Source organism: Actinacidiphila acidipaludis (genome assembly GCF_019890725.1).
GTDB classification, from domain to species: Bacteria; Actinomycetota; Actinomycetes; order Streptomycetales; family Streptomycetaceae; genus Actinacidiphila; species Actinacidiphila acidipaludis.
Map to the genome: position 1 here is coordinate 131,026 of NZ_JAINZZ010000014.1, position 10,341 is coordinate 141,366.

General features: G+C 75.2%; 11 protein-coding genes. 6 read left to right on the forward strand and 5 right to left on the reverse strand.

The window, feature by feature from the left end; translation table 11 throughout:
- Nucleotides 1-56: 56 nt before the first annotated feature.
- Nucleotides 57-401, forward strand: coding sequence for a hypothetical protein (locus K7862_RS14510; protein WP_222962975.1), 345 nt, complete (start codon nt 57-59; stop codon nt 399-401).
- A gap of 4 nt (nt 402-405) precedes the next feature.
- Here K7862_RS14510 and K7862_RS14515 read toward each other — a convergent pair whose 3' ends face one another.
- Nucleotides 406-1,092 (reverse strand): hypothetical protein, encoded by a 687-nt coding sequence (locus K7862_RS14515; RefSeq protein ID WP_222962976.1) that lies wholly within the window; start codon nt 1,090-1,092, stop codon nt 406-408.
- 211 nt (nt 1,093-1,303) lie between these two features.
- Nucleotides 1,304-3,472, reverse strand: coding sequence for an SGNH/GDSL hydrolase family protein (locus tag K7862_RS14520; RefSeq protein ID WP_222962977.1), 2,169 nt, complete (start codon nt 3,470-3,472; stop codon nt 1,304-1,306).
- A 240-nt stretch (nt 3,473-3,712) separates the two neighbouring features.
- Here K7862_RS14520 and K7862_RS14525 point away from each other — a divergent pair, with 240 nt between their 5' ends.
- Entirely contained in the window at nt 3,713-4,090 is a 378-nt protein-coding gene (locus tag K7862_RS14525; protein WP_222962978.1) for a nuclear transport factor 2 family protein, read from the forward strand.
- 21 nt (nt 4,091-4,111) lie between these two features.
- Here the strand turns inward: K7862_RS14525 and K7862_RS14530 are convergent, their stop codons facing one another.
- The gene (locus tag K7862_RS14530) at nt 4,112-4,963 is read right to left on the reverse strand and encodes an NAD-dependent protein deacetylase (RefSeq protein ID WP_222962979.1); all 852 of its coding nucleotides are present in this window, start codon (nt 4,961-4,963) and stop codon (nt 4,112-4,114) included.
- A gap of 79 nt (nt 4,964-5,042) precedes the next feature.
- The gene (locus K7862_RS14535; protein WP_222962980.1) at nt 5,043-5,501 is read right to left on the reverse strand and encodes a hypothetical protein; all 459 of its coding nucleotides are present in this window, start codon (nt 5,499-5,501) and stop codon (nt 5,043-5,045) included.
- Nucleotides 5,502-5,907: 406 nt separating this feature from the next.
- On the opposite strand from K7862_RS14535, the gene K7862_RS14540 reads away from it, so the two are divergent.
- From K7862_RS14540 to K7862_RS14550, 3 genes are all read left to right on the forward strand, one after another.
- The gene (locus tag K7862_RS14540) at nt 5,908-6,369 is read left to right on the forward strand and encodes a low molecular weight protein-tyrosine-phosphatase (RefSeq protein WP_222962981.1); all 462 of its coding nucleotides are present in this window, start codon (nt 5,908-5,910) and stop codon (nt 6,367-6,369) included.
- The gene (locus K7862_RS14545; RefSeq protein ID WP_222962982.1) at nt 6,366-7,247 is read left to right on the forward strand and encodes a fructosamine kinase family protein; all 882 of its coding nucleotides are present in this window, start codon (nt 6,366-6,368) and stop codon (nt 7,245-7,247) included. Before K7862_RS14540 ends, K7862_RS14545 begins: the two co-directional genes overlap by 4 nt.
- 196 nt (nt 7,248-7,443) lie before the next feature.
- The gene (locus K7862_RS14550) at nt 7,444-7,860 is read left to right on the forward strand and encodes an arsenate reductase family protein (RefSeq protein WP_222962983.1); all 417 of its coding nucleotides are present in this window, start codon (nt 7,444-7,446) and stop codon (nt 7,858-7,860) included.
- Between the two features lie 59 nt (nt 7,861-7,919).
- Here K7862_RS14550 and K7862_RS14555 read toward each other — a convergent pair whose 3' ends face one another.
- Nucleotides 7,920-8,918, reverse strand: coding sequence for a hypothetical protein (locus tag K7862_RS14555; protein WP_308011988.1), 999 nt, complete (start codon nt 8,916-8,918; stop codon nt 7,920-7,922).
- 248 nt (nt 8,919-9,166) lie between these two features.
- On the opposite strand from K7862_RS14555, the gene K7862_RS14560 reads away from it, so the two are divergent.
- Nucleotides 9,167-10,294 (forward strand): aromatic ring-hydroxylating oxygenase subunit alpha, encoded by a 1,128-nt coding sequence (locus tag K7862_RS14560; protein ID WP_262413137.1) that lies wholly within the window; start codon nt 9,167-9,169, stop codon nt 10,292-10,294.
- The last annotated feature ends 47 nt before the right edge of the window (nt 10,295-10,341 follow it).

Genomic DNA, 10,341 nt, shown 5'->3' on the forward strand with positions numbered 1-10,341 from the left:
TGACGCGCCGGAGCGCATGCGGCCGGGCCGGGCGCGGCGGCTTGCAGAATGGGGGCATGACCCGTTCCCGCTTCGGTTCTGCTTCGGGCTCCTCCCTCTCGCTGTGGTCGAAGGACTCGTTCCTGTCGATCGGCTCCGTGGGCTCCGTCCTCTCCATCGGTTCGGTGGGCAGCGCGCTGTCGATCGGGTCGGTCGGATCCTGGCTGTCGGCAGGTTCCGTCGGCTCGTCGCTGTCACTGCTGTCGCTGGCCTCGCACCGCAGCCTGGTCTCGGCCTTCTCCAGCGAGTCCCGCTGTGCCGTCGGGGTGTACCGCTCGCGCGGCACGGCGCTGGTGCTGCTGGGCCTCGGCAGTGCGGCGGTGGCGGGTGCGGTCGCCTTACGCACCCACCGTCGGCCCTGAGGACTCAGCCGAACAGCCGCTCCCACGCGGTTCCGGCGGGCCGGGTGGCCGGAGCAGCGGCGAAGTCGGCGAACAGCGACACGACCTGTTCCGTGCCGGAAAGTTCCGCTCGGTAGTGCCGCTCCGGGGCGCCGTCGCGGTACTCGACCGCGAAGCCGCCCTCCGCGACCCCGGCGGACGCACCGACCCCGGCCTGGACGAAACGGCCGGCCCCGGCCTCCAGGATGACGAACCAGTTGTCGTCCGCGAGCCCGCGCACCGCGCCCTCGACCGTCTCCAGGTCGGGGTCGGCCACCGGAAGCCCCGCGCAGGACTGCAGCCGCAGCGCGTTCGGCGCGCGCAGGGCCGGCGGTGCGTGGACGACGCCGGCCTGCGGATCGAAGCACAGCAGCCCGTGTTCGCCGGCCAGTTCGACCACCCGGGGCGCCACCTCGTCCACGTGGCCGAAGCCCATGGCCATCAGGACGTACCCGTCCCCCGCGGACAGACCCGCCGACCAGGGCGACGCCCCCGCCGCGTCGTCGTCGGCCGGCTCCGGGAAGGCCGCGACCAGTGCCGCGTGGAACTCCGCGACGCCGGCCGCGGGTTGGACGGCGCCTGCCTCTCCCTCGCACAGCCGCCGGTAGGTCTCCGCGGCCGCGGCCCGCTCCGGGCGCACCTCCTCGAACCACACCCCGAGGTCGAAACTCATGACGTCCCCCTTGTGACAGCAACAGCAGCGGCTCAGTTGATCGCCGAGCGTAGAGGTCCGCTCGGACACCGTCACCGTCACGGCCCGTCCGGGCGTGGCACACCGTCGGACATCCGCCGGGCAGCAGGCGCGGAGACGCGAGGGCCCCGGGCGGCGCGGCGGTACGGCCCGCGTCGCCCGGGGCCTTCAGGGCCTCCGGGAGTACCGGTGGTCAGTGCGTCTGCTGGAGCGTCAGGGCGAACAGCTTGAGGCGGCTCTGGTCCGGGAGGGTGATGGACCGGACGGTCCGGGCGGGGTCGAGGGGGATCGTCCGGGCGTAGACGTCGACCGCCGGCCCGTCGCGGCCGGCTCCGGCGCGGTAGCGGTAGGGCGCCGCCACCGCCACGTCCTCGCCGGCCTGGGGACCGGCGGCCCAGTCGCTGAAGTGCACGGGCACGGAGGCGGTGGAGCCGTCGGTGTACGTCACGGTCGCCACGTCGTCCACCGCGCCGCCGCTCGCCGCTCCCAGCACGCGCAGTCCGCCGGCGCGCAGGCCCGGCAGGGGCAGCGACTGGCCGTGCGCGGTCACCGAGTTGAGCGCCCCGTCGGCACCCGTCGGGAAGGTGAACGGGGTGCCGGCCAGCACCGCGGGCCCGGCGGCCGGGAGGGTCTCCGCGGCGTAACTCCAGCCGAGACCGTCGAAGTTGCCGTCGTCCGGGTGCGCGGCGGAGGCGATGGAGTCGCGGTCGTAGGCGCCGCCGAGGTCCAGGGCACAGGCGTCGTCGGCCTGCGCGCAGCCCATGCGTTCGACGTCGAGAGTGGCGACGGCCGTGGCGGTGCGTCCGTCGTCGGTGCGGATCGTGAAGGTCACGTCGTGCGTTCCCGGGGCGGTGGAGGCGGGCACGGGCACGTCGTCGGTGAGGTCGAGCTGCGCGTAACGGCCCTGGCTGATCACGCTGAAGGCCTTCTGCCGGTGGACGCCGTCGAGGGCCACGTCGAGGGTGCCGTGAACCGTGCCGGGGGCCTGGACGAAGGCGCGGGAGGTGAAGGCCACGTCGGCCGCGCGCCCGGCGATCGCCACCGTCTGCTGGGGTGCGACGGCGACGGTCAGCGAGCGCCGCGGCGGAACCGGCGGCGCCGGGTGGACGGGGCCCGGGTGGCCGAGGGCGGCCAGGTCGACGGTGTCCGCCATGGCCTGGTAGCCGACGTCCCCGGGGTGCAGGTGGTCCCCGCTGTCGTAGCGGGGCAGCATGCGGTGGGGATCCGCGGGGTCCCGGATGGCGGCGTCGAAGTCGACGACCGCGTCGAAGACGCCGCTGGTCCTGATCCAGTCGTTGACGCCCTGGCGCGCGGCCTCCTCCGAGGCGTCGTACGTGCCCCAGCCCTCGAAGGGCAGGATCGTGCCGCCGAGGACGCGCAGTCCGGCGGCGTGGGCGCGGTCGGCGATCTGGTGGAGGCCGGCGATGATCTGGTTCGGGTCGAGCTGGTGCGGCGTCTGCTGGATGTCGTTGATTCCCTCCAGCACGATCACCGTGCGGGCGCCGGCCCGTTGGAGGACGTCGCGGTCGAGCCGGGCGGTGGCGCGGACGCCCGCGCCGTCGAGCAGCACGCGGTTGCCGCTGATGCCGGCGTTGAGGACTCCGAAGCCGGCGGCCGGCCCCTCGTGCGCGCGCAGCCGGGCCGACAGCAGGTCCGGCCAGCGGTGGTCGGCGCCGGGCGTGGACTGGTAGCCGTCGGTGATGGAGTCGCCGAGGGTGACGACCGCACCGGCCTGGGCACTGGCCGGTGCGACGTCGACCTCGGTGACGTAGTGCCACGCCCCGGTGGTCGACGGCAGGCCGCCCGCGGTGAGATCGGCGGCGTGGTCGGTCCCGTCGGTGGAGTAGTACGAGGTGGTCACGCCGAGGTCGTGGTAGGTGACCGGCCCCGACGGGTCGGGCGTGAAGGTGGTGACGAAGAGATCGGCGCTGTCGCCGAGCGGCAGGTCGACGGGATCGCTGTAGATCTCGGCGCCGGCCGGGACCGTGACGGCACGGCTGCCGCCGAACGTCAGGTCGCGCAGGGTGCCGGGGGCGATCGCGGCGTTCCCGGGCAGGCGCTGGAGGCCGACGGTGGAGTGCGCGAACAGCACGGGCTTGGTGCCGAAGGCGTTGGACAGCTTCACCCGCACGCGGCCGCCGCCGAGGCTGGTGTGGACGAGGTTGCGGATGGTGTAGCCCGCGTAACCGCTGTCGCTCACACCGCCGTTGGCGGCGGCCGACCAGGTGCCCACCCAACTGGCGCCGTCCTGTGCCGCCGTGGCCCCGCTCTCCGCCGGGCCGGCCGCTGTGGCCGTCGCGGGCATGCCGAGGCATGCCATCGCCCCCAGTAACAGCCCGATCAGCGTTGCGTGTCTGCGCATGGACGCTCTCCCCTCCGAGCTCAGAGCTCGTCGTCTTCGGCTGGTCCGTCACGCGAAACGTGCCTCGGCAGCGGCGGCAGCGCTGCCAGCTCTGGCAACGTTGTCATCCCAACTGCCGGGGTGAAGGTAGCAGCGGGGACGGGAAGCGCCAAGGTCTCCGGCAGCAGGTGGCCGGTAACGGTCGCACGTTCCGCCGCCGTCCTCGGACGGATGTCAGTGCCGGCCGGCAGCATGCGGACCATGGAGACGGCAGAGGTGGTGCGGCGGTTGTGGGCGCGGATGCAGGCGCGGGACTGGGACGGGGTGGGCGAGGTGCTGGCTCCTGACCTGGTGGTGGAGTGGCCGGTCAGCGGCGAGCGGATCGTGGGCCGGGAGAACTACCTGCGGATCAACGCGGAGTATCCGGAGGGGTGGTCGATCCGGGTCCTGCGGGTGGTCGCGGAGGGGAATGAGGTGGTGTCGGAGGTCGAGGTGCCGCACGAGACGATGGGCGTGCACCGGGTGGCGTCGTTCTGGACGGTCCGGGACGGCAGGATCGCCGCCGGGCGCGAGTACTGGAGCGAGCTCGGATCGGACCCCGCGCCGGAGTGGCGGGCCGGGCTCGTCGAGACGATGTGACGCAGGCCGGCCCGCGGCGGCTCAGACGCCGAGGCGGGCCGCGAGGCGGGACAGGACGGCGCCCAGGGGGTGCGGGACGCGGAGCGCGGCCAGGTCGTCGCCGCGGGTCGGGCCCTGGTTGACGATGGCGACCGGCTTGCCCTGCTTGGCCGCGTACCGCACGAACCGCAGCCCGGACATCACGGTCAGCGACGAGCCGAGGACGAGTACCGCGGACGCGGCGTCGACCAGCTCGAAGCAGCGGGCCACCCGGTTCTTGGGAACGCTCTCGCCGAAGAAGACGACGTCCGGCTTGAGTGTGCCCGTGCGGCACACCTGGCAGGCGACCGTGCGGAACGCCGCGACGCGCTCCAGCGGGAGGTCCGCGTCACCGTCGGGATTGACCTGGGCGGAGGCGCCGCGGAAGCCGGGGTTGGCCTGGTCGAGCAGCTCGTCCAGGTGGCGCCGCGAGGTGCGGTCGCCGCAGCCCAGGCACACCACCCGGTGCAGGCTGCCGTGCAGCTCGACCGCGTCGGGCGTCCCGGCCGCGCCGTGCAGCCCGTCGACGTTCTGGGTGATGATCCCGGTCAGGAACCCCGCGTGGGCCAGGCGCGCCACGGCCTGGTGACCCGGGTTCGGCGAGGCTCCCGCGATGGTGGTCCAGCCGAGGTGGCTGCGGGCCCAGTACCGCCGGCGGTCGGCCGCGCTGCCGGTGAACTGCTGGTAGGTCATCGGCACGCCCTTGCGGCTGCGGCCGGTCTCTCCCCGGTAGTCCGGAATCCCGGACTCCGTGGACAGGCCCGCGCCGCTCAGCACGACGACCCCGCCCCTGCCCACGAGCCCGACCACACCCTCGAACGCCTCGGTGGCGGCGAGGGGCGCACTGGTCTCCATACAAGCAGCGTACGACGGCCGTCCACCATGCCGGTGTGCGCCGGGGTGCGCCGGGACCAGGGCCTCCGCCCGCGGCCGGTCACGGCCCGCGCAGTCCCAGGGCCGCACTCTCGTCCGGGTGGGCTCCACGGTCCACGCCGAGCCGGCGCAAGGCGTGGTTGACCGGGCCGTCCGGCCCCGAATGCGCCCGGGCGAAGGAGGCGACGACCCTGCGGTCGGCGAACAGCACGCTCGACTGGAGGTCGCCCTGGATCTCGATGAACAGCACGGGCGCCGCGTAGCTCTCGGGGAACCCGGCCGAACGCATCACGGCCGCCATGAAGCGGTCCAGGCTGGTGGCCGAGTCCGGTGCGTCCGCCAGGGACCGTCCGATCAGATCCCAGTCGGCCGCGGTCAGCGTGATGAGGGCCAGCCCCTGGTTCAGCGCTCGGCGCTGACGGCCCGGCAGGTGGGCGGCGGCCTCCTGGTCCACCGTCACCAGGGCGGTCCACGCGTCGGGCCGCGCGGTGTCCGTCGTGCCCGGTGCCGTGTCCTGCATCCCGCACCCGCCCTTCCCGCCGGACATCTCACCGCGGACGGTACGGCCCGGCCGGTGCAGGGGCAACGACCGGAGCGCGTACCGGCGCGCCCCCGGGCGCCGGCCTCGTCCCGGTCATCGCGGCCTCGCCCGGGAGCAGCGGTACCGCTGAACGGTCCGACGGCCCACGGGGTACGGAATCAACTCCCGTTCCATGGCGGACGGCACGAATCTCGCCCATAAGCTGGGCGGGGCGGCCTGGCACCCGGTCGGGCAGGAGCGCGTTCCGGGCCCGCACGGCGAGGTGACACCTCCAGCGGGCACCGAAGTCCGGTGCGGACCGCCCACCGGTGGACGACCGAGCCCGTGCCCGCGGCCCGACCGCGCGAGGCCCCGGCCCGGCCAAGCGCACGGTTAGGCTGAGCCCGTGCACCTCTGCTTCGTCTGCACCGGGAACATCTGCCGCTCGCCGACCGCGGCCCTGGTCTTCGCCGAGTACCTGCGCCGCGCGGGCCTCGACGACACCGTCCGGGTCACCAGCGCCGGCACCGGGCCGTGGCACGTCGGCGAAGGCATCGACGAGCGGGCCGGCGCGCTGCTGGCCCGTCGCGGGTACCCCGTCGAGCACGTCGCCGCCCAGGTCGGCCCGGACCACCTGGCCGCCGACCTGCTGCTGGCCATGGACCACAGCCATCTCGCGGCCCTGCGCCGGATGGTCGACGACCCGTCACGCGTCCGGCTGCTGCGGTCCTTCGACCCCGCCGCCGGCGACCTCGACGTGCCCGACCCGTACTACGGCGGCCCCGACGGCTTCGACGAGGTGCTGGACCAGGTCGAGGCGGCCATGCCGGGCCTGATCGCCCGGGTCCGCGAGCAGTCCCCGTCATGACGCCGGGCCGGGCGGCCGGAGACGGAGACGACGCGGGAACCGCGGCGGCCCGGCTCACCGGGCGAACGGTCACCCACGTGCGAGCGCTGTCCGGCGCCCTCGCGGAGGCCGGGCTCGACGACGGGCGGACCGTCATGGTCAAGCGGGGGCGCGACGCCCGCGAGGTAGGGGCCGAGGCGGCGGGGCTGCGCTGGCTGGCCGACGCCGGCGCGGTGGCCGTGCCTCAGGTGCACGGCCACGACACCTCGTGGCTGGTCACCGAGCGGGTCCCCGGCGGCCGCCCCACGCGGGAGTCCGCGACCGCGTTCGGCGCCGGTCTGGCCGCCCTGCACGCCGCGGGCGCACCGGCGTTCGGCGCCGCACCTCCCGGCGGCTCCGAGGACGCGTACATCGGGCTGGCCCCGTTGCGCAACGTCCCCGGCGACAGCTGGCCGCGATGGTTCGCCGAGCAGCGGATCCTGCCCTACCTGCGCGGTTCCGTCGACGCGGGCACGCTGCGCCGCGTCGAGGCCGCCGTCGTGGAGGAGGTCTGCGCGCGGCTCCCCGATCTCGCCGGGCCCGCGGAACCTCCGGCCCGGCTGCACGGCGACCTGTGGAACGGCAACGTGCTGTGGGGCGACGACCACCGCGCCTGGCTCATCGACCCCGCGGCGCACGGCGGGCACCGCGAGAGCGACCTGGCGATGCTGCGGCTGTTCGGCTGCCCCTACCTGGACGAGATCGTGGACGGCTACCAGTCGGTCGCACCGCTCGCCCCCGGCTGGCGGGAGAGGGTCGGGCTGCACCAGCTCTTCCCGCTGCTGGTCCACACCGTGCTCTTCGGCCGCGGCTACGGCGAGCAGGCGATCGCGACCGCCCGGGCCGTCCTGAGCCGCTGACCACGTCCTTCCGCCGTCCGCCCGTGCTTCCGCGGCGGGCCGCGGACGGCCGTCAGGCAAGTGGGCGACCCCCGTCCGCGGCGCTGAACACGTGCCCGGTCCCGGCCGTAGTGTGTGCCGGGGCGCGTCCCCGCGCCGCCCCGGCGGCCGCCCAGGCCCGAACGAGACGAAGCCCCAGCGACCGAGGGAACATGCCGTGGAAATCTGGATCAACCCGCAGTGCTCGAAGTGCCGCGCGGCCCTGTCGATCCTGGACGGGGACGGCGCCGAGTACACCGTGCGGCGCTACCTGGACGACCCGCCGACGGTCCGGGAACTCGAGGAGGTCCTGACCAGGCTCGGTCTGGAGCCCTGGGACATCGCCCGGACCGGCGAGGAGACCGCCGAGCGCCTCGGCATGAGCACATGGGAGCGCGACGCGCGGGCCCGCGCCCGGTGGATCGAGGCGCTCGCCGACCATCCGATCCTCATCCAGCGCCCGATCATCACGGCCGACGACAACACAGCCGTGGTGGGCCGCACCGAGGAGGCCGTGCGCGAGGCCCAGCAGCGCAGTGCGCGCGGCCTCGGCCCGCAGGGAGGCGGTGTCCGGGACCGGGCCGCCCAGGTCTGAGGGCCCGCGCCGCGCGTCCGTCGCCAGCAGCCCCGCCGCACGGGTGATGTGACAGCATGTCACTTCTTGCGGCGGCCGGTGGGCCGCTCCACCTCGCGAGCGGCGTCCCGCGCCGTGCGCTCGGCCCCCGCGAGACCGTCCGCCGCGGCCCGGTGCCGCTCCTCGGCCTCCCGCAGATCCTGGTCCGCCTGGTCGAGGTCGGCCCGCGTCTGCCGCAGCCGCTCCTCGGCGGCGTCGGCCTGCCGCTGTCCGCGCTCCCGCCCGGACCGGGTGCGCTCGAGCGCCCGCTCGGCCGCCGACACCTCCTTGCGCTGCCCGCGCACCTCGTCGTCGGCGGCCTTCGCCTCCTCGCGGGCCCGTGCCAGCCGCTCCTCCCGGGCGCGGCGGCGCTCGGCGAGGTCGTCCCGCGCCGCGGGGGCGGCGGCGTCCTGCCGGGACGTCGCGGCCTTCGGCCCGGCACCGGTGGTCCTGCCACGGGGACGGCCGGCGGCGTCCGGTGCCGCGTCCGGGGGGACGGCCGAGCCCGGCAGCGTCGACGGCGGGGTGAGGGTGCTCTGCAGGCGCCCGGCCGCCCAGCGCTCGGCCGCGTCCGGGTCGGCGAGCACCGCGCGCAGGGTGGACTCCACCTCGCGCTGCACCGCCGTCGAGAGCCGGTTCCCCGCCTCTCCTGCGAGCTGCACGGCCTGCGCCGCCAGGGCCGCGATGATGCGCCACTGCCGGGCGGACAGCTCCTTGAGCTGGGCCCGGTCCAGCGTGCGGTGGGCCTCGCGGAGCGCCCGGCCCAGTTCGAGGAACTGGCGGCTCTCCTCCGGGCGGGACAGGGCGAGCAGGTTCGCGGCCCAGGCGCCGAGCGTCGGCCGGCGGGTCCCGGTGATCCGCCGGGCGTCGTCCTCGTTGCCGGCGTCCCTGGCCTCGGCGGCGAGGTCCGTCCGGCGGGCGGTGAAGGCGGACGGCGGGGTCGTGTAGAGGTCGTCCAGCGCGGCCTCGACGTCCGGAGCGCCGTTCGGCCCGCGCGCCTTCCCCTTCTTACCCGGCGGCACCTTCTTACCGGGCGGCACCGGCACCTCCGGAGGGCGGTGGTGCCGGGGCGGGCGGGCCCGGGACGGGGGCGGGCGGCGAGACGGCGGGAGGGGCGGCGCGGCGCATGCCCTCAGGCTCCCCCGGCCCGGCCGGCCCCGCACGACGGGCCGCTCCACGGTGTCCCCCGGATGCTGCGGCGGAGTCGCCGCCGCAGCACCGACCGCACAGGCTGGATGTCACGGTCCGAGGCACTTCGGGACGCCGGCCAGCCGCGAGGAGAGGGACGTTGATCGAGTCAGCACTCGCAGAGGACGAAGGCCGCACGCCGCTGCCGGCCGATTTGCGGCGCGTCGGCATCGATCCGGACTTCTGGTACCCCGTCGTCCCGTCCAGGACCGTCCCCGAGGGCAAGGTGGTCGCCGCCTCGTTCGCCGGCCGGCGGATCGCGGTGTTCCGCGCCGCGTCCGGCACGGTCTCCGCGCTGGAGGACCGGTGCGCCCACCGGCAGGTGCCGCTGAGCATGGGCGTCGTCGAGGGTGAGTCGCTGCGCTGCTGCTACCACGCGTGGGCCTACCGCGGGGACGGCCGCATCTCGCAGATCCCCTACCTCAGCAAGGAGACCGGCCGGCCGCCGCGGAGCGTGCGCGCCTACCCCACGCGCGAGGCCGCCGGCCTGGTGTTCGTCTTTCCCGGCGATCCGGCGAGGGCCGCCACGACCCCGATGCCGGACCTGGCGCTGGCGCACTCGGCCACCCACAAGGTGATGCGCTACTCCCGCACGGTGCGCTGCCACTACACCTTCATGCACGAGAACCTCCTCGACATGAACCACCAGTTCCTGCACCGCGGCGTCCTCGGCAAGATCCAGCCCGAGCTGCTGGGCTACGAGAGCGGCCCGGGGTTCGTGCAGGCGCGGTACCGGTTCACCTCCGGCGGCGGGCGCAAGGACCGCGGCGCCGGACTGCTGTCGGCGGAGGGCCTCGGCGGTGGCGGCGGTGCTCCGGACGTCCTCACCATCCGCACCGGCTACCCGTACCAGACGCTGGAGCTGCTCCCCGACGGCGCGACCGAGCCCGCGTTCTCGCTGTGGGCGGCGTACGTGCCGGTGGACGCGGCGCAGCGAGTGTGCCATGTGCACGGGATGCTGATGATCCGCAAGCCGCGGTTCACGGCGGCGCTGAACCTGGCCTGGCCGGTCATCCGGCGCTTCACCGAGCGGGTCTTCGCCGAGGACCGGATGGCCGTCGAGGCGGAGCAGCGCGCCTGGGACGAGCAGGGCGAGGACCAGAACCGGGAGATCTTCCCGCTGATCCTGGACCTGCGCGAGGTGCTGCGGAACAACGGCGTGGCTCTCGGGCAGACCGCTTCCGTGTGCGAGGGCGCGGCCGCCTGCGGCGTCGCCACGCCCTCCTGAACCCCCACCCGGTCCGCCGGTCCGCCGGCCGGCCGGCGGACCCGGGC